18 protein-coding genes are annotated in these 19579 nt (G+C 43.0%); 11 read left to right on the top strand and 7 right to left on the bottom strand.

The features are described 5' to 3' along the window. Positions 1-16: 16 nt before the first annotated feature. The 7 genes from EGC86_RS08550 to cobO all read left to right on the top strand — a co-directional run bounded on the left by EGC86_RS08550 (position 17) and on the right by cobO (position 6641). A complete protein-coding gene (locus EGC86_RS08550; RefSeq protein ID WP_011636348.1) occupies positions 17-826 on the top strand; it encodes an ABC transporter ATP-binding protein in 810 nt (269 codons plus the stop codon). Continuing rightward, entirely contained in the window at positions 819-1925 is a 1107-nt protein-coding gene (locus EGC86_RS08545) for a FecCD family ABC transporter permease (protein ID WP_011636349.1), read from the top strand. The genes EGC86_RS08550 and EGC86_RS08545 overlap by 8 nt, the downstream gene beginning before the upstream one ends. Before the next feature lie 129 nt (positions 1926-2054). Beyond that, positions 2055-3110: a nicotinate-nucleotide--dimethylbenzimidazole phosphoribosyltransferase gene (cobT, locus tag EGC86_RS08540; protein WP_123777236.1), complete on the top strand. Its 1056-nt coding sequence runs from the start codon at positions 2055-2057 to the stop codon at positions 3108-3110. A gap of 9 nt (positions 3111-3119) precedes the next feature. Further along, the gene (locus EGC86_RS08535) at positions 3120-3905 is read left to right on the top strand and encodes an adenosylcobinamide-GDP ribazoletransferase (protein WP_123777235.1); all 786 of its coding nucleotides are present in this window, start codon (positions 3120-3122) and stop codon (positions 3903-3905) included. Continuing rightward, the gene (gene cobU, locus EGC86_RS08530) at positions 3905-4435 is read left to right on the top strand and encodes a bifunctional adenosylcobinamide kinase/adenosylcobinamide-phosphate guanylyltransferase (RefSeq protein WP_102035949.1); all 531 of its coding nucleotides are present in this window, start codon (positions 3905-3907) and stop codon (positions 4433-4435) included. The genes EGC86_RS08535 and cobU overlap by 1 nt, the downstream gene beginning before the upstream one ends. Then, positions 4435-6006 (top strand): cobyric acid synthase, encoded by a 1572-nt coding sequence (locus EGC86_RS08525; protein WP_123777234.1) that lies wholly within the window; start codon positions 4435-4437, stop codon positions 6004-6006. The genes cobU and EGC86_RS08525 overlap by 1 nt, the downstream gene beginning before the upstream one ends. Continuing rightward, on the top strand, positions 6003-6641 hold the full coding sequence (gene cobO, locus EGC86_RS08520) for a cob(I)yrinic acid a,c-diamide adenosyltransferase (RefSeq protein ID WP_123777233.1): 639 nt from the start codon (positions 6003-6005) through the stop codon (positions 6639-6641). Before EGC86_RS08525 ends, cobO begins: the two co-directional genes overlap by 4 nt. A 79-nt stretch (positions 6642-6720) precedes the next feature. Here cobO and EGC86_RS08515 read toward each other — a convergent pair whose 3' ends face one another. Both EGC86_RS08515 and EGC86_RS08510 read right to left on the bottom strand, forming a co-directional pair. Next, positions 6721-7530 carry a substrate-binding periplasmic protein gene (locus EGC86_RS08515; protein WP_123777232.1) on the bottom strand — a complete coding sequence of 270 codons (810 nt, stop codon included), beginning with the start codon at positions 7528-7530 and terminating at the stop codon, positions 6721-6723. 149 nt (positions 7531-7679) lie between these two features. Beyond that, positions 7680-8036, bottom strand: a complete 357-nt coding sequence (locus tag EGC86_RS08510) for a winged helix-turn-helix transcriptional regulator (RefSeq protein WP_011636356.1) — start codon at positions 8034-8036, stop codon at positions 7680-7682. A 121-nt stretch (positions 8037-8157) separates the two neighbouring features. Between EGC86_RS08510 and EGC86_RS08505 the strand changes: the two genes are divergently transcribed. The 3 genes from EGC86_RS08505 (at position 8158) to EGC86_RS08495 (ending at position 11493) form a co-directional block, all read left to right on the top strand. Continuing rightward, positions 8158-9519, top strand: coding sequence for an aldehyde dehydrogenase family protein (locus EGC86_RS08505; protein WP_245423120.1), 1362 nt, complete (start codon positions 8158-8160; stop codon positions 9517-9519). Positions 9520-9529: 10 nt separating this feature from the next. Beyond that, entirely contained in the window at positions 9530-10309 is a 780-nt protein-coding gene (locus tag EGC86_RS08500; RefSeq protein WP_123777231.1) for a 2OG-Fe(II) oxygenase family protein, read from the top strand. Positions 10310-10908: 599 nt separating this feature from the next. Continuing rightward, positions 10909-11493: a hypothetical protein gene (locus tag EGC86_RS08495; protein ID WP_011636359.1), complete on the top strand. Its 585-nt coding sequence runs from the start codon at positions 10909-10911 to the stop codon at positions 11491-11493. 186 nt (positions 11494-11679) lie between these two features. Here the strand turns inward: EGC86_RS08495 and EGC86_RS08490 are convergent, their stop codons facing one another. From EGC86_RS08490 to EGC86_RS08475, 4 genes are all read right to left on the bottom strand, one after another. Beyond that, positions 11680-13404: an RluA family pseudouridine synthase gene (locus EGC86_RS08490; RefSeq protein WP_165872364.1), complete on the bottom strand. Its 1725-nt coding sequence runs from the start codon at positions 13402-13404 to the stop codon at positions 11680-11682. A gap of 185 nt (positions 13405-13589) precedes the next feature. Next, a complete protein-coding gene (bla, locus tag EGC86_RS08485; RefSeq protein WP_123777229.1) occupies positions 13590-14375 on the bottom strand; it encodes a subclass B1 metallo-beta-lactamase in 786 nt (261 codons plus the stop codon). A gap of 253 nt (positions 14376-14628) precedes the next feature. After that, positions 14629-15012, bottom strand: coding sequence for a VOC family protein (locus EGC86_RS08480; protein ID WP_123777228.1), 384 nt, complete (start codon positions 15010-15012; stop codon positions 14629-14631). 65 nt (positions 15013-15077) lie between these two features. After that, positions 15078-16400 carry an ABC1 kinase family protein gene (locus EGC86_RS08475; protein ID WP_123777227.1) on the bottom strand — a complete coding sequence of 441 codons (1323 nt, stop codon included), beginning with the start codon at positions 16398-16400 and terminating at the stop codon, positions 15078-15080. A 180-nt stretch (positions 16401-16580) separates the two neighbouring features. Between EGC86_RS08475 and EGC86_RS08470 the strand changes: the two genes are divergently transcribed. Continuing rightward, positions 16581-18155, top strand: a complete 1575-nt coding sequence (locus EGC86_RS08470; protein WP_165872363.1) for a tetratricopeptide repeat-containing sulfotransferase family protein — start codon at positions 16581-16583, stop codon at positions 18153-18155. 127 nt (positions 18156-18282) lie between these two features. Here the strand turns inward: EGC86_RS08470 and EGC86_RS08465 are convergent, their stop codons facing one another. Beyond that, on the bottom strand, positions 18283-19482 hold the full coding sequence (locus EGC86_RS08465; RefSeq protein ID WP_123777225.1) for an aspartyl/asparaginyl beta-hydroxylase domain-containing protein: 1200 nt from the start codon (positions 19480-19482) through the stop codon (positions 18283-18285). Positions 19483-19579: the final 97 nt, after the last annotated feature.

Raw genomic sequence — 19579 nt, 5'->3', positions numbered from 1 at the left:
TGGCGGGCTAACTTTCATGTCTGAATCTGTATTAGATGTAAATCATCTTTTTTGGCAAGTCGATAATAAAACGATTCTGGCGGACATTCATTTCAGTTTGCCTAAAGGTCAAATGCTAGGGTTAATAGGCCCAAATGGTGCAGGAAAGTCGAGCCTGTTGCGCTGCTTGTATCGTTATATTGTGCCAACCAGTGGCGATATTGAGATATTTTCTAAACCCATCAGTGAGTATTCCTCTAAGTTGTTAGCGCAGAATATTGCTGTGGTGCAACAAGATACCCCGCACTATTTTGACATGACTACCGAGCAGTTAGTGGCGATGGGGCTTACTCCGCATAAAGGCTTATTTGACTCAAACACTGCCCAAGACCGTGAACGTGTGGTGAGTGCCTTAACCAAAGTTGGATTGCAGCAAAAAGCCCAACAACAGTATGAACTGTTATCTGGTGGTGAAAAACAACGCGCCCTTATTGCCCGCGCCATTGTGCAACAGCCGCATATTCTAATTTTAGATGAACCGACTAACCACTTAGATATTCGTTATCAAATTCAAATCCTTGAACTGGTTAAATCATTAGGCATTAGTGTTATTGCTTCTATACACGATCTGAATTTAGCCAGTGCAATGTGCGATAAATTACTGCTACTCGACCAAGGGCGATTAATTGCTAAAGGTACTCCAACAGAAGTGCTAACCGAACGGCAAATTAGTGAGGTGTTTGGTGTGTGCTGCGACATTAATCTTCACCCACAACACGGTAAGCCGCTGATTAGTTATTTTTATGGTTACCAACCGAGTCCGAAAGGATGCCCCGATCATGATTGATGCATCGCAACGTCGCTACTATGTTTGTTTCAGTCTGTTGGTATTGGCTACGCTGCTTACCCCGATATTTGCCGCCAGTTTTGGGGCGGCCAACATTCATCTTAATGACGTATTAATGATATTTAATACCTTATTAGGCGGCGACATGCCGAGTGCGATTGATGGCAGTGAACATGCGGTTACGATAACCCAACGTATTGTGCTTGAATTACGCTTACCGCGAATTTTGTTGGCCTTTGTGGCTGGCGCAGGGTTATCTATAGCCGGCAGTGTTTTACAAACAGTGACCCGCAATCCGTTAGCCGACCCGTATTTATTTGGCATTAGCTCCGGGGCGTCATTTGGTGCGGTGTTGGTGGTGTCGTTATTCAGCCAAACCGGTTTATTTGCCGAGATGTTTTCTGGAGTATTGACCATAGCGCCAAGCTTTACCGCACAACCTTGGTGGTCTTGGTCGACCTTAAGCATACCGATAGGAGCATTCATCGGCGCCAGTTTATCGGTGCTGGTGGTATTTATGTTATCGGGACCTGGTCGAAGTAGCCAGGTTGAACGTATGTTGCTGTCTGGTGTGGCAACGTCGTTTCTATTTGGGGCATTGACCAGCTTGCTGTTGTATTTTTCGACTCCACAGGCTGCGGCGTCAGTATTGTTTTGGAGCTTAGGCAGTTTTGCTAAAGCCAGTTGGTCTAATTTACTCTTACCCAGTGTGACGGTAGGGGTTAGTTTATTGGTTATGTTGGCGTTCAGGCGGCAAATTATGGCGCTGCAAGCTGGTGATGAAACGGCTCATACATTAGGCATTAATGTCGCAAAATTGCGCTTAAGTATGTTGTTACTGTGTTCGCTTATTACGGCAATGTTGGTGGCAACTTGTGGTGGCATTGGTTTTGTTGGTTTGATGATCCCGCATACGGTTAGGCTATTATTTTCCGGACGTCAGCCGATGATCTTAACCGCGATGTTGGGTGGCTTATTTATGGTGTGGATTGACGTGATAGCACGATGCATTTTATTTAACCAAGAATTGCCTGTCGGCATTATTACTGCTGCATTGGGCAGCGTATTTTTCTTGTTTATTTTGCGTCAACGCCGTTAAACGCTAAGCCTTTTGATAAGTGCTTCTCTAATCACTTTAATAAGCGTTTAGAGAGGTACTTTTATAAGAATTGGATGAGTGCTGCAATACATCATATTGAATTTATCTGCCCAAATTGCTGGAGTTTTCATGTTTGTTATAGAAGCTGTTAAGTCAGATGTTGATGCCAATATTCAACATAAGATTAATCAAAAAACCAAACCATTAGGGGCGTTAGGGCAACTAGAATCTTTGGCATTACAAATTGCTCGGGTGCAGTACCGCGGCGATAAACAGTCGTTAAGCACACCGCTGCAAATCACTAAGCCAACGATGTTAGTGTTTGCTGCTGACCATGGTATTGCCGCTTACGGCGTGTCGATTGCGCCAAGCGAAGTGACCACTCAAATGGTGCATAATTTTGTCCAAGGCGGCGCGGCAATTAATGTGTTTTGTCGCCAAGTTGGGTTTGAGCTTGAAATTATCGATTGCGGAATATTACAACCGCTTACAGGCCAAGCAAATGTTATCGACCAACGCTTAGGCGCAGGGACTAAAGCAATGCATTTAGCGGCGGCTATGCCACTTGAAAAAGTCGCCCAAGGTTTTGAATTTGCTCGACAGTTGATTGCTCGCCATGTTGATGCTGGGTGTAATTTAATTGCTTTAGGTGAAATGGGTATCGGCAATACTTCTGCTGCGACTGCGGTAATGTCAGCTATGCTCAATATTGATGTTGAGCAATGTGTTGGTCGAGGCACGGGAATAGATGATGTTACCTTGGTGATCAAAACAAAACTCATTAACCAAGCACTTGATTTACATCAACATGAGTTAGTTTCTCCTGAAGCAATTTTGGCTCACGTTGGCGGTTTTGAAATAGTGCAAATGACCGGGGCGATACTGGCGGCTACGGAACAAAAAATATTAGTGGTGATTGATGGTTTTATCGCTACTGCTGCAGCATTAGTTGCGGTAAAATTATCTCCACAATCAAGAGACTATTTAGTTTTTGCTCATGAGTCGCAAGAGCAAGCACATAAGCTTCTGTTACAACAGCTACAAGCAACACCATTGTTGTCGCTGGGATTAAGACTTGGAGAAGGCACTGGCGCTGCGTTAGCGTTACCGTTAATTCAAGCAGCGGTGAATTTTTACAATCAAATGGCCAGTTTCGATGATGCTGGCGTTAATAATGTGGTTTAAGGGAACAACATGTCTGGCGAGATAAAATGGTTGCGGCAGTTAAATTTATTTTTTGTGGCGATGAGTTTTTTTACTCGGATCCCCGTTCCATCGTGGGTGGTGATTGATAGCGATAAGCTCAACAAAGCTAGCCGTTATTTTGGTTTAGTGGGCTTACTCATTGGCTTAATTTGTGCGTTGGTATTTTGGCTTGCACAGCTGATTTTACCGGCAAGCATTGCCATTTTATTAGCCATGGTGGCGGGTGTATTAGTGACCGGCGCCTTCCATGAAGACGGCTTAGCCGATACCGCAGATGGTTTTGGTGGTGGTTGGACGATAGAAGACAAGCTGCGCATCATGAAAGATTCGCGCCTAGGCAGCTATGGCGCCTTATCTTTAGGGTTGGTGTTATTACTTAAATGGCAATTATTGGTTGAGCTTGCGCTTTACAGCCCAATGGCTGCGGTTAGTGCGCTCGTTGCCGGGCACACTCTAAGTCGAGTGGTAGCATCGAGCTTAATTTTTAGTGAGCAATATGTTCGGGATGATGCTAGCAGTAAATCAAAACCTGTCGCCCAAGATCAGCAATTAAACGATTTGTTTATTTTGATCGCCAGTGGCATTTTTGTGCTGTTATGGCTCAATGGCGTGGCGGCGTTCGTGCTGTTTATTACCCTGTGGTTAGTGCGTATTTTGTTAGGTGGTTTTTTCCGCAAACAAATTGGCGGTTACACAGGCGACACCTTAGGTGCCGCGCAGCAAATCAGCGAAGTGTGTTGTTACTTAGTTATTTTAGCGGTTGGATTAAGCTAATGATTCATTTGGTGTTGGGCGGTGCTCGTAGTGGTAAAAGTCGATATGCAGAGCAATGTGTAGCGGAATACGCTGCTATTGGTTATTCCTGTGTTTACTTAGCCACAGCAACAGCATTAGACCATGAAATGTCTGCGCGCATTAATCAACACCAACAAGACCGTATGTCCAGCGCCCATAGCTGGACATTGCACGAGCAAGCTTATGACGTTGGCCAAACATTGGTGGCGATAGATAAACCACAACAAGTCATATTGCTCGACTGCCTGACGTTATTATTAACCAATCACTTATTGTTAAATGACGGCGCCTCGTGGGCCACGCAAAAGTCATTACTCATCGACAGTTTGTCTGCTTTGCAAAGCGATGTGGTGTTAGTCAGTAATGAAGTGGGCTCGGGCATTGTTCCTATGGGTGAGTTAAATCGTCGTTTTGTTGATGAAGCGGGCTGGCTCAACCAAGAAATAGCCGCAATATCTGATCAAGTCACTTTGGTGGTCGCAGGCCTACCGTTGGCCTTAAAAGCATAATGTCATTGGTTGACGATCAATCTCCAAAAGCCCCAACATTACGTGGCGCATTAATGGTGCAAGGCACCACCTCTGATGCAGGTAAAAGCACGCTTGTAGCAGGTTTATGTCGTTTATTTTCCCGTCAAAACATTAATGTCGCGCCTTTTAAACCACAAAACATGGCGCTAAACAGTGCTGTAACTGTCGATGGTGGTGAAATTGGCCGAGCCCAAGCATTGCAAGCTATTGCTTGTGGTTTAGCGCCCCATACAGATTTTAATCCGGTGTTGTTAAAGCCAAGTTCTGATACCGGTGCCCAGGTGATTATTCACGGTAAGGCGCTGACAACATTAGAAGCCAAGGCCTTTTTCGGACCCGAGAGTCATGGTTATAAAACCTTAGCGTTAGCGGCAGTGATGCAATCTTACAGGCGTTTACAGCAACAATATTCGTTAGTGGTGATTGAAGGGGCGGGTAGTCCGGCAGAAATCAATTTACGTGAAGGCGATATTGCCAATATGGGCTTTGCCGAAGTGGCCGATTGCCCGGTGATCATTATTGCCGATATTGATAAAGGCGGCGTGTTTGCCCATTTAGTTGGTACGTTGGCGTTATTAAGCCCTTCTGAGCAAGCGCGAGTAAGAGGCTTTGTGATAAATCGTTTTCGCGGCGACATCAGCTTGTTGCAGCCAGGTATTGATTGGCTTGAAGCCTATACCAATAAACCCGTATTAGGCGTATTACCTTATTTGCACGACCTACATCTAGACGCGGAAGATGCGTTAATTGATACCCCTAAAAACTCATTATCAACAGCATTATCTGCCAGCCAGCGTTTGTCTGTATTGGTGTTAGTGTACCCAAGGATCAGTAATCATACCGACTTTGACCCACTTCGTTTACACCCGCATATTGATTTTCATTATGTGAGTATGCAGACCATGGCTCAATCATCCCATTGGCCCACAGCAGATTTAGTCATATTGCCTGGCAGTAAAAATGTCCGTGCAGATTTAGCTTTTGTGCGCGAGCAAGGTTGGGATATTGCCTTAAAAAAACATTTACGTTATGGCGGCAAAGTCGTCGGCATTTGCGGCGGTTACCAAATGCTCGGTGAATTAATTGATGATCCTTTAGGCATTGAAGACAGTGCCGGTTGCAGTGACGGATTGGGCTTATTACCGATTACGACCGTATTAACTGCCAGCAAAACCTTAACTCAAGTAAGGGGTCACTTACGCTTACAAGACCAGCAGGCCGAGTTTAGTGGTTACGAGATCCATTGTGGTGAGTCTTCACTCACTCAAAGGGACGTTATCCAGCCGCTGTCGATTGAACACTATGCCCAGCAGCCAATGGCCATCACCAAGCTTGATGGCATGGTGAGTAATGACCAACAAATTTTAGCGACCTATGTGCATGGATTATTTGATCATCCCGCTGCATGCCAACTTATTTTGCAATGGGCTGGCTTAGACAGTCGCCATGCTATCGATATTAACCAAATCCGCGAGCAGCAACTAAATCGTCTTGCAGACGTATTAGAGGCACATTTGGACATGAATACATTGAAAGGAATAATCTCATGACAACTGATAACCACGAAAATGAACAAGCTAACACTATTGATGCAAGCAAAGCTGAACGTCATAAAGCCCGCCAGCAGAAAGTAAAAGTGGGCGTAGATGCTAAAATTGCTGCCGCACAAGACGAAAAAGGCATTTTGTTAGTATTAACCGGTAACGGTAAAGGCAAATCTACTTCAGGTTTTGGTTCAATTACCCGCGCTGTAGGCCATGGCCATAAAGCGGCAGTGGTGCAATTTATTAAAGGCACTTGGGCTTGTGGTGAGCGTAATTTACTCGAAGGTGCTGGAGTGCCGTTTCATGTAATGGGTACCGGCTTTACCTGGGAAACTCAAGATAAAGAAAAAGATACCCAAGCCGCAATGGAAGCCTGGCTTGAAGCAGAAAAGTTGCTTAAAGACGAATCGATTAATATGGTGCTGCTTGATGAGCTGACTTACATGGTCAGTTACCACTATATCGAACTTGAGCGAGTATTAGCGGCATTAAGAAATCGCCCACCAATGCAACACGTAATTATTACAGGCCGTGCTTGTCATCGTGACATCATTGAATTAGCCGATACGGTCAGCGAAGTACAACCGATTAAGCATGCGTTTAACGAAGGTATTAAAGCGCAGTTAGGGTTTGATTATTAACAATTGATGTTGTCGCTGAAAGCATGAATTGGTTTCAGCAACAAGAGCCAGTTAAATAGACAGTGGTTCCATCGTGGTTTTACGATGATTTATCAGGCTTAGTTGTTATTGGGCTCACTTCCTGAGTTGCTGTTTGTTGCGATACGGGCTCAGGAAACCATTTTTTTACCAGAAGCTCGAACTGACCATTTTGTTTAATTGTATCAAATGCATGTTGCATCATTTCCAGTAACTCAATCCGAGTCTCTTTATGGGTTGCTAGACCTAGTTCGACATTATTATAAACATACGCCACTGTGAAATCAGACTGTTTAAGCCCAAGTGCTTTTACCGAACCGGATAGACCGATATTATTATTATTAATTAAATCCACGCGTTCAAAATAAAGCATTTTCAGTGCTTTTGTTTGATTTGAAACTAAATATACATTTGGGTGTTTATGTTGAATATTTAGGCTGTCGAGTGAAATGTCACCTCTAGGCAATGCTAGCGTGTAACGATTAATATCTTCTTTGCTATCAATATTGATGTCAGATCGAGAAGCTTTTTTGTAAATAGCATTTTGCACCGTATAAAAATCGCTTACCCACTTAAACTGCTGTAAACGTTTTTCGGATTTACCGATTGAAAAAATAAAGGTATCAGGATTTTTTGCTGCATTTTTATATGCCCGATTCCAAGGCATGATTTGAATATTGATATCAAAATCGAGGTATTGCTGGGTAGCATGTAACACATCAATCGAAAATCCAACCAACTCTCCTTGGGGATTTAGCGACTGAAATGGAGGATAGCTTTCAGTGTAAAAAGTGACGGCGGGTCTAGCATTTGAAACCGGCGAACTGAAAAATGTAATGACCAAAATCACCACAGATAAGTAACGCAACATAAATAACAACACCTTAAATTAAGGCTTCCATGCATTTCATATCCGTAATTGGGGCAAGTTTAACATATTGTAATAATATTGTGATCATTAAGCTTTTTATTGTCAGATAATTAATTTTTGTGGTGAACTACAGGCCATAGTTGTTTTTACTAAACAATGTATTCATCAGCCCAGTCTTTTAAGCGTTCTAAAATATCCAATGCAGTGCGACCAAGTTCGGTAATGCTATAAGACACAGCAATAGGTCGATCACTAATCACATGGCGAGTCACGAGTCCTTGAGATTCTAATTCTTTAAGGCGTTGGTCGACCATTTTTTTACTTGCCCCGCCTAGCATGCGCGATAAATCATTAAATCGAACTGGACCATCTTGCAGGTGCCATAAAATGGATGCTTTCCATTTACCGCCTAATACACGCATACCGCGCTCGACCGAGCAGGGTTCAGCACAAGCGTTGATAACTTTTTTTTGACCATTAGTCATTGTTTCAATTTTAGTTTTCATAAATTTAACTTAAATTATTCTAGGTTACTAAAAGTATACTGGTTGCTTTTGTATTCCATTGTATCAAAATAGGCAGTAATTAGACTAGCGTCACTTTAGTACCATTAAGGAATGTTTCTCCATGGCAGTATTAACCTCTTACGATCCCGCGAGCTATCACTATGTTGGTGAACACATTGAAGCCACTGCGGTCGGTAGTGTCGAAACAACCGCTATTGAGCAATTACCTACCGTAATAAACAATGCGAAGGTTGCTCAAAAGGCATGGGCAAGCTTGCCTTTAATAGAGCGTCAGCAGTATGTGGTAAAAGCGTATCAACAATTGCACGCAGTGCAAGATGAGCTGGCGACACTTATTGGCCAAGAAATGGGTAAAGATTATCGTCGGGCCACTTATGAAGTCGGCGGTACATTACAAAATGCAGGCTATTTTGCCAGTGAAATCGGTGATGCATTAGCCACCGAAGATGTGGGGAATCGCACTGAATTACAATATCGTCCTTTGGGTGTGGTAGCCGTGATTTCGCCATGGAATTATCCACTTGCGATGGCCAATAACTTATTAATGCCTGCGTTAATTGCAGGTAATAGTGTGGTGTTAAAGCCGTCTGAAGAAACCCCGCTGGTAGCTGAGTTATTTATTAATACACTTAACCAGGTGTTACCACAACACGTGCTGCAGGTGGTTCAAGGTGGCAAAGCCCTTGGTCAAGCATTAGTGGCGGCAGACATTAACATGGTGGCGTTTACTGGGTCTATGGCCGCAGGTAAACACATTATGGCCAATGCGGCGTCTGGCTTAAAACGCCTAGTGATGGAGCTTGGCGGCAACGATCCTATGATTGTGATGGCGGGTGCCAATATGGATGCCGCGGTGCGCTTTGCTGTAGCCAGTTCGTTTGAAAATGCAGGGCAAATGTGTACCTCAACTGAACGTGTTTATGTGGATGAGCGTATTGCCGATGAGTTTGAGCAAAAAGTGGTAGCGCTTGCCAGTCGGTATCGTGTTGGTGCATGGGATGCCGCAAATGTGAATATTGGCCCAATAGTTAATCCAATCCAACATCAAAAAGTACTTGAGCAGTTAAAAGATGCCAAAGCCAAAGGCGCGAGCTTTTTATTGGGCAGCGATGATTATGTATTACCGTTTATTCAACCCACGATAGTCAGTAACATCACCCCACAGATGCAACTTGAAACAGAAGAAACCTTCGGGCCTGTTGTCGCCATTAGTCGCTTTAGTAACATTGATGAAGCCATTAGCCGCGCCAATAACAGTCATTATGGTTTAGGTGCAGTGGTATTTGGTGGCCCTAGTGCGAATGCCGTTGCCGATCAGCTTGAAGCTGGCATGGTAGGGGTTAACCAAGGAGTGGGCGGCGGAAATGCCCCTTGGGTTGGTGCAAAGCAAAGTGGTTTTGGTTTTCATGGCACGGCTGCTGGGCATAGACAATTTGCTCAAGTACGTGTGATCAGTCGTTAAGGTGAATGTAATGAATAATACAACAGTAAATGGCCAGTACTTTGTCGCTGCTTTTGAGCCAGGCGCAGAGCATCCAGCATTGCCAACATGGGCAAGTCGTAACGACAATGGTGCAGAGCTCGGATTGTCAGCACCTAATACCGTGAGTAAAAAGCCGTTAACGGATGTGCCTGGGGCATTTCAATTATTAAATGTACTGAGCGCTGATGAATGTCAGCGACTCATTAATGTTAGCGAAACCATGGGTTTTTTACCAGACGCTGCGGTGTCTTTACCGCGCAATGTGCGTCATAACGACAGCTTAACCTGGGTGGTCGATAACACCACCGAACGGCTTATTTGGGACCGTATTGCTGGGGTAATGACCGACGATTTAGGCATTTTTGAAGGTAAAGCCGCGCTGGGACTAAATAATCGTTTCCGTTTTTATCGTTATAACGAAGGTGATTATTTTAAGCCACATTCAGATGGTTCGTGGCCGGGCAGCCAAGTTATTGATGGCGAGCTTGTGCGTGATGCTTTTGGCGATCGATACAGCCAACTCACATTTTTGATATTACTGACCGAAGACTTTGAAGGCGGTGCGACACGCTTTTTAGTCAATGCCGACAAGCCCAATTTACCAGCAAAACACGGCGATAATATGCGCCAAGTTGATGTGCGAACACCTGCGGGAAGCGTGTTGTGTTTTCCTCATGGCATGCACCCGCTGCACTGTATACACAGCTCTGAGCCGATTTTCTCTGGGGTTAAATACATTATCCGCACCGATGTGTTGTTTGAGTTATAGCACTGGCAATCTTTTAACCTTTATTTTCACAACAGGTTGGCTTGACGACAAGCCAGCCCGTTTGTGAGTTGTTCTACTTTTAGTGGGGTAAAGCACAAGGTTCGCTCAGTTTGAGCCGTTGTTGTATTTTTTCTCCTTGCTTAATCCTCGCTGAATTAAGCAGATGATTCGCAATCAGCCATGTTTTTTCTGCTCAATATAAACACGCTTTTATCAAACTTACTCGCATATCATTTTCAGCAATGAACTTATATAAAGCTGATCAAATAAGCTTACTCTTCGAGAGGGCTATTGTAATGGCGAATACTCGTCAAATAAAATTATCAGCGTCAATCGCATATGGCATGGCTAGGATTATCATTCAGTAGCAGTGACTAAAGCATATTGATTGTTAGTGGTGAAGCGGTGTAACAAATCGATCAATAAAACAGATAAAAAGTCGGTTAATTTTTTATTATTGAGTTTATCAATCGGCGCTTTACCCCCCTGAGAACACTGGAATTCATTAACGCGATTTAATGTGCCGCAGTACTTGCTATTTGACTGACTAAACTATCTAATTGCGCCGCTTTCCCAACCACATATATAGAGATGTTTACATGAGATCAGTACTGTGTAGTTTGTTTGTTGTCAGTGTTATTAGCTTATCAGGATGCGCTGCACCGCAGAATAATTTTGCGTCAAAAGTGAAAGCGGAAGGTGAGCAACACTTAGACTTATCTCAGCAGTGGGAACAAGGACAAAAAGACCTCAAGAAAGGTAACAGTTTATTAATCGATGGGCGTGAGTTAATCGGAAAAGGTAAAAACCAAATCCGTGAAGGTGAAGCGTTAATAGCACAAGCCAAACAAGCCGCGCAGCAACAACGTCAACTATTTCAATCGATGGCTAACACGTTAAACAGCGCTCAAAATGGTGCCCGTGCAGTAGTGTTAGTTGATAGATTGGATGATGTAGCCGATCTCTGGGAAGATGCCGATGATAAGTATGCTGATGGTAAAGAACTTATTGAAGACGGTAATACCAACCTTGCTAAAGGTGAAAGTTCAATTGAACAAGGCCAAAACATGGTGACTAGCGGCCGTAGTAGAATGCAACAAGCGGAATCTACCTACCAACAACGTACTGGTAAAGGTTTAGTTGAGCAAATGCATTTAGAAGAACAAGCTAGTGAATTTAATTAGTCCGAGCTAATCTAGCTTGAGTTCATCTAATTTGGGCTATTTTAGTTAAGTTACGAAACCAAAACTAAAACCAAACCAAACCCAAACCGATATTGCTAATTCAATATCGGTTTTATAGTTTCTAGGGTTCAGTTTTAACTAAATTATTAGGTACTTACACAGAATCTGTTACAGAGTCCTAATGCTCTATTCAAAATCCGCTTTGATTTCAAATACCATTTCTTTTCCGCTTACCGGATGATTTAAGCTTAAATACTGCGCGTGTAAATGCAATCTGTTGGTCGCGACACCGTATAAATCATCACCGACAATTGGCATATGCAGGCCATCGTGATGGGCGCAATGCATCCGTAATTGATGGGTTCGCCCCGTTTTAGGGTACAAATATACTAAAGTACGTTGCCCTTGACGTTGATACACTTGCCAATGCGTTTCGGCATGCTTGCCATGTTCATAACACACTAGCTGCTTAGGGCGGTCGTCCAAATCTACCCGTAATGGCAAACTAATGTCGCCCTCATCTTGGCTCGGCACACCTTCAATTAACGCGATATAACGTTTAGTGACGCTACGCTGAATAAACTGTTGTTGTAGGGCTTTGTTGGCTTCTTTGGTGAGTGCTATCACCATTAACCCTGATGTAGACATGTCTAGGCGATGAACAATCAGCGGCCCCGTTGCATTGGGGAATTGTTGCTGCATACGGCTAAACACCGAGTCGGTGATATTTTTTCCTGGTACCGATAATAACTCCGCCGGTTTATTAATAATCACCATCGCATCATCTTGATAAATAATATCAATATGCTGATCTTTACCCGGATTAATCAATAGTGGATCGTCATCAACCAGCATGCCTTTTAGCATGTGGGTTAAAATAGGTCGGCATTTTCCGTGACAAGCGGGATAGAAATTTTTGTGCTGTTTTATTTCAGATTTAGGTGATGATCCCCACCAAAACTCTGCCATGGCAATTGGAGTAAATTGATGAGTAAATGCGTACTGTAATAACTTAGGTGCAGCACATTCACCTGCACCAGCAGGCGGTAAATGATTCGGTGCATCATTAAAAATATCGTTTAAATCACGCGCTTCACCCAAGGTATTTAAAAACTGATATTGGGCGAAGAGCTTTTTTTGTAATCCATTTGAAAGTTGTTTTCGCTGACGTTTAAGTTGTTTGATTTGTTGCGCAAGTGCGTCTAAGGCCACTTTAGTGACTTCAATTTGAGTCTGCCACTGTTGCTTTAACGCGTTTAGCTGATGTTTTTGCTGCACACTTTGACGGCTTAACTCGATAGACAATGTTTTATGGCTATCGTCGTTAATGCTTGCTTGTGCTAATGCATCATCAGCTTGCTCACGTTGCAGCTTACGCTGTTTGCGGCCTTCAACTATTACGTTACGTTGCTGCTCAAGCTCATTTTCTGCTTGGTGCTGTTGCGCAGCTAACGTCGCGGTTAATGTTGCTAATAACGGATTCGCTTCATGCTGGCTTATCGACAGATTAATTTGGTTAATCTGTTTATTTTCATGACTAAAAAAACTGTCTTGGGTCAGCATGTCAAACACTGGTGGCACAAACGGTGGCAAGATATTTTGGTCGGCTAACTTACCTGAAAATGCGGCTAAAAAGCCAAGTTGCCCGAGCGTGTCTTTAACCACCAACACACCAAACATCTTGCCAATCACCATGCCACGATCACGTTCGCTGTCTAAGCCAAAATTATGTTCCCAAGGATTCGCCTCAAGTAACACCTGCTGTAACTGCTGTGCTGCCAGTATGGTTAATGGATGAGGTTGATAATAAAACGGAAAGGTAAAAGATTCAGGCAACCCTTGTTCGGCAAGCGTGTTATTGAAAGCCATCGCATCACTAAAAGGAATAAAACACGGGTCGTTAACAGACATCAAAAACACACTCACTACACCAAAGGGCGGCTATTTTACCCTTTCAAACTAACAGATGCATTAATTAGTGAGAGTGGATTTTTTAGGATGTTAATTCAAACAACGTTGCAGAAACGATAGGGATAATCCAAGAGGGGATTGCTGTAGATCCCCTTTTGGCCTGTGCAGGGTGGAAGCGTTCGATCTTAATCCAATTGATGTTTGGAAAGATAAACGTTAACTAACTCTTGTGTATGGTTAAGCAGCTCCGCATTGCCAATGGCTCCATGCCCTGGCACAACAACCTCAGCATCAGAAAATGTCGCTTTAACCTTGCTAATCGTTACTGGCCAATCGGTTAACGATGCCTCAGCAATATAGCCCATACTCTTACTATGAGCACTTTTTACCAAACAGCCGCCAAAGAGTAATTGTGCTTTAGGGAGCCACACCACAATGTTATCAATTGTATGGCCAGCGCCTAAATAGCGAGCCTCGAGTAAACCATTAGCTAGGGTAAACGAGTCACCATCAAACGGCTGACTTGCGAGTGCTTTATGTTGTGTGGTCAATATTTTTTGAGTCATTGCAGATACGTGAGTGCTAACACCAATACTGTTTAGGTAACTTATTCCAGCCGTGCGGTCGGCATGTGAATGGGTTGAAATACTGGCTTTGAGTATAAAATTTTGCTGCTTTATCCACTCGACTAACGCAATAGTGTCTTTCTCGCTCCATGGGGTATCGATTAAATACGCATCTTTACCTTCAACAACCACTAGGCCATTAGCATCGACCAAACCAAAATCGTCAGTTTTGAAATATGACTGATATTCAAATAGTTGGATTTGTGTCGCTTGAGCTTGATTCGCCTTAACCAAAGCATTGCTACTGAGCGGTGTGATAGCCAGTTGGCCTGATGACTCAGCGCTTATCGCAAGTGGCACACAGCAAATAAAACCAATTAGTAATATCAATATTCGTGAAAACATAATGGTACTCAATTAACGTTCAGTCGAAGAGAACAGGCGTTAAAGTGTATCACTGAATTTGTGGATAATGGATAACATAGGCAAACTCATGGCTGATGACATTGGTTGGGTGAAGCGGATAGTATTGAACGAATAGATGGGCAATAGTCTTAAGCTATTAATTCTTAAGCTATCAATATAGATGAAACCGTACAGGTCTCATCTATATTTGGACATCATTATTGATGACAGAAGGTATTATCAATAACGACGATTATGCCTTTGGTCTGTGTAATACGCAGACTTTGTTACCAGAAGGATCGCGTAAATAAGCTAGATATAATGGACCATTTGGGCTGTCGCGAACACCAGGAGCATCTTCGCAAGCTTCGCCACCACTCGCTACACCAGCAGCATGCCAAGCGTTAGCCTGTTCTGCATTATCAGCATGAAAACCTATGGTGCTGCCATTACCGTTGCAAGCTGATTCACCGTTTAATGGTTTTGATAACGCAAAAATACCAGTACTAGTCATATAAAAACAACGACCTTTAGGATCAATTACCCCTGGTTTAATGCCGAGTTCGCCTAGTGTTGCGTCGTAAAAGGCTTTTGATTTTTCGATATCATTGGCACCAAGCATGATGTGGCTGAACATTGTGACTCTCCTTGTGGGGGTGAATAAACACCAATTTTATATATCTGTTTTACTTATTTGATTACTTATTCTTTTTTACTATTAACTACCTGATTAAACAGGGCATGTACATTAATGTTGGCGTTAAGTTTAGCGGCTAATAAATACATACCTGCCAACTTGCGATGTATGAAAATAGCATCGGTTGGCGGTGTGTGCCATTCATTTTGTTGAGTACTCATGGCTTTACCTGCTTGAGTGATCCTTTTTGCCAAATCACTTGCGCCAAAATCATACGCTGCTCGGGAGCGTAATGGCTCACAAGCTTGATAAAAAATATCAATTATCAGTTGTTTCTGTTGTGGGTCGATGGCGTTTTGAAAAAAGCCGATTTGCTGTGCTGCATTGCTCATTTGCTGTTTATCATCGGCTATCGCACCTTGCATCAATTGCATATAGCCTTGCGATAATGTGTCGCTAATGGTGCGGGTAGCGCCAAAGTCCAGTAACACTATTTTCTGGCTGTCGGCTTGATACTGAAAGTTGGCAAAATTAGGATCGCTTTGCACCAGTTGAAAACAAAATAGCTCTTTAAAACACAGTTCCATCAACGCGCTGGCAACCTTGTCACGAATGTCTTGCGGATACTGTGCGACCGATTCAATTGCGGAGCCTTCAACATATTGCATACACAAAATGCTGTTGTTGCTCAATTGCGGATAGACCTTAGGCACAATGAAGTGAGGGTTATCGCCCAACTGTTGTTGGTAGAGTGCGATTTGCTGTGCTTCAAACTGATAGTCGGCTTCGTTATGTAACTGCGCTTTAGCTTCGGCCAATAAGGTATCGAGTTTTACGTTTGCTGGAATTAATCGTGAGACTTTTAATAAGCTGGCAACGTTATCAATGTCGCTGTCGATGCTGTCGCGGATCCCTGGATATTGAATTTTTATCGCCAGCTTTTCGCCCGTATCTAAATACGCTAAATGCACTTGGCCGATAGATGCGGCGGCAAACGGGCGCAGCTCAAATTGGGCAAAAGGTGCTAGCCAGTCACGGCCCCAGTGCTGAACTAATAATTGAGTTAACTGCTTGTGTGGCATGGCTTTAGCGTCTGAGCGCAGCTTTGCCAATATTTCAGCCAATTCAGGAGGCACTAAGTCACCGGCATCCATTGACAACATTTGGCCCACTTTCATCGCAGCGCCGCGCAGTTGCGACAGCTTATCTGCAACATGACCAATATTTTTAGGAGTCATCATCAGTTGTTGCATTGATGGCGATTTACCTTGGCTAAGCTGTTTTGCCCCTTCTAGTAGCACGTTACCCGCTAGGCGAGAAGCGAGTCCGCCCATTTTTGATAATCGGGACAATCGACTGGTTGGCACTTTAGCTTCATTATTTTTCATTAGATCTCACTTGTGTCGCATGAACTCATAGCGAATATAAATAATTGTACGCTGAAGTTGATTGTTTCGTTCAATATGAGCCAATAGCGTGGTCAAAATTTACTATTTTCTATGTTACTCTGATTTTAGAGGCATTTAAGCCATTCTTTGGGTGAGCAAAACAATAATAAGGACCCTAGTTTGAGTATTATTGAACAATATTTAAGCCAAGCTGAAGCGCTGTTTCAGTCTAAAAACTATTCATCGGCCAGAATGTACGCACGTAAAGTGATTAAGCGTGATGATAAACACCTTGAGGCATTGAGCTTATTAGGTCAGATTCATTTACAGCAACAACAATATAATGAGGCCGAAAACTATTTTGCTACAGCCGCTGCCGTAGACCCTAATGCAGTGCCTGTATTGACCGGTTTATTGGCTATTGCTGAAGTAAAACAAGACTTTTTTTTGGCGAAAACGTATTTATTACAATTAATTAATACCCAAGGTAACGTCGAAACATATCAATACAAACTCGGATTAGTCGCCACTAAAGTTGGTGATATGGCTTTGGCTGAACAATGTTTTGAATGGTGTGTGGCAAATGATTTTTCTGAGCCAGCAGTGCAGCTTAATTTGGGTCATATCTATAAGGCCAAAGGCGACACAGAAAAAGCGGCAAATTTTTATCATCAATATAATCAATTAAGCCCAAAGCAAGTAGGTGTAGGCTATTGGAGTTTGGCAGATTTAAAGCAGTACCGATTCAGCACTGATGATTTAACCTTATTGCAAGGTTTTGCAACTGATGAGTCGTTAAGCAAACAAAATCAGGCACTGGTGTATTTTGCTTTATGTAAAGCTTACGAGCAAACACAGCAAATTGATAAAGCGTCTGAGTCTATGTTATTAGCCAATCAAATAATGGCGCTTCACAGGCCGTTTAAACAAGCCCAGTTTGCCAATATTGTGTTGTCACTGCTTGGGCATACGCCATCGCCACATATTGATAGCTTGCCGAGCGCGAGCCAAACACCTATTTTTATTGTCGGGATGCCTCGTTCTGGTACCACATTAGTAGAGCAGATTTTGGCGTGTCACACAGATGTTGGCGCGACCGATGAATTACCGTTTATGGAACGCTTTGCGCTGCAAATGGACATGTCGGGTGGTTATAATGCAAGACTAAGTCAGCTTTCTGCCAGTCATATCGATCAGTTTCGTCAACGGTATTTAGCCGAGGTGAATCATTACTTTAGCGATGCGCCAACGTATGTAATCGATAAAAATCCAAATAACTTTTTGCACATTGGCTTAATTAAAACCTTATTCCCTCAAGCAAAAATCATTAATGTGGTACGTAATACCGTCGACAATGGCTTGAGCGTATTTAAGCAGTATTTCAGTTTTGGGCATGACTATTCGTACTCGTTTGCCAGTATTTCAAGTTATTGGCAACACTATTTAGACATCATGCAACATTGGAATAGATTGTACCCTAATGAGATTTTACATGTTTGTTTTGAACAATTAGTGCGTGAACCAGAGTCACAAATTCAGCGCATATTAGATTACTGTGAGTTAACGACTCAAGCGCAATGTTTTACCTTTTATGAGTCTGAACGAGCCGTATTAACGCCTAGCGCTAGCCAAGTTAGGCAGCCTATGAACCTTAAGGCAATTGGTCAGGCAGACAAGTATCAAGCTTTTATACCTGAGCAAATAGCCGAGTTGGATGCCATTGCAAAAAAAGCAGCACTGCAATTCTTTGGTTAAGCAGAACTTGGAATAAGAATTTCTTATAAGCCAAAACAACCTAGTTTGGCTGACTTTATAGAAATGGCGCCTAATGGCGCCATTTTTGTATATATTCTCAGATAAACCTATGCAGGTATTCTTCTCACTAATTCACTTTACCGTGACATGCTTTATAGCGCTCGCCACTGCCGCAAGGGCAAGGACTATTGCGAGATGGCGGTGCAGCAATAGTGCGAGCATTATTTGCAGCTGCTGTTTTTGCTGTTTTTGCTGTTTTTGGTGTTATTGATGTTGATGTTGCTGATGCAGATTTTACGGATGCTAAATTTGCACTTTTGGGTGAGTTTTTTGGTAAAGTCATAGCCTGTTTACGTGTTGCTAATTGCTCACTAAGTTCAACATTCATACTCGCCACGATAACCAATTGTTCGAACGCTTTTACCGCCGAACCAGCATGGGTCAATTGCAGTGATTTAGCGCACTGTAGTGCTTTTATCATGGTTTGTTCACGTAGCGCATGATAATGCGGCCAACCTGCTTTAGTGCACTCATATTGCAGCCATAACATCCTCCAATCGGCAACAAAGTCTGCTATTAATAACGAAAATGCATTCACCTCAGCAACCTGATTTTCGGGGTTGTGTTTGACCTCTGCTGACAGCTCATTGGTTAAGTATTCAACCTCAGCGACAGGCATAATCACCGGGGCATTAAATTGCTCTGTGATGAATGTTGCCGGTGAGTCTGGGTTAAAACCGACGAATTGACTGTTTAATGTTGTTGATTGATCATCTGCGATTGAACGTGAGTGTTGAAATACCGTTCGCCAAAATTGACTAGAACCGGCTAAATCAACCACTAAATGAACACGGTATTGGTCGCTGTTGTTCTCCACTTTGTGAAGCTTCCACGAGTCGAAAATCCAACATTCTCCTGCGCCCATATGCACTTGTTTGTCATGACAAAAAAACTGCACTTGCTCAGTGGTGGTAATGGGAATATGCACTCGAACACGTTTATACCAATGGTAATTAATGTCTGAATGCAGTGGCACTTGTGCACCTGGCGCTAAGCGCATTAATCTTGATCGGCTGAGTACCTCACCAAATGAGGCGAGTATTTGCTTGATGTAAGGGCTTTTTGCTAACGCCGCAGTGGGCAACATTGGCCCTTTAAAGTCATTATTAAACTCGCCATTGACCGAGATTAACGGAATAGCCGAATTACCCTGAAAACCTTCATGATGAGTCACCCAATCTGATTCGGTAAATTGCTCGATCTCTTTGGCTAATTGACCAACATCAAAGCAAAAAGGTAACTGATAAAACTCATGGGGTAACTTCATAATTGGGCTCTCTGTAATACGGCACTTAACGTTATGATTTTCTTTACAAGGTATTTTTACCCGTTCTGCTGGCTATTTATAAATGGCTAACTCAAAC

It is taken from the genome of Shewanella frigidimarina (assembly GCF_003797125.1).
GTDB classification, from domain to species: Bacteria; Pseudomonadota; Gammaproteobacteria; order Enterobacterales; family Shewanellaceae; genus Shewanella; species Shewanella frigidimarina.
Note: the sequence above shows the minus strand (reverse complement) of the source record. Positions and strands in the feature narration are given on the sequence as shown.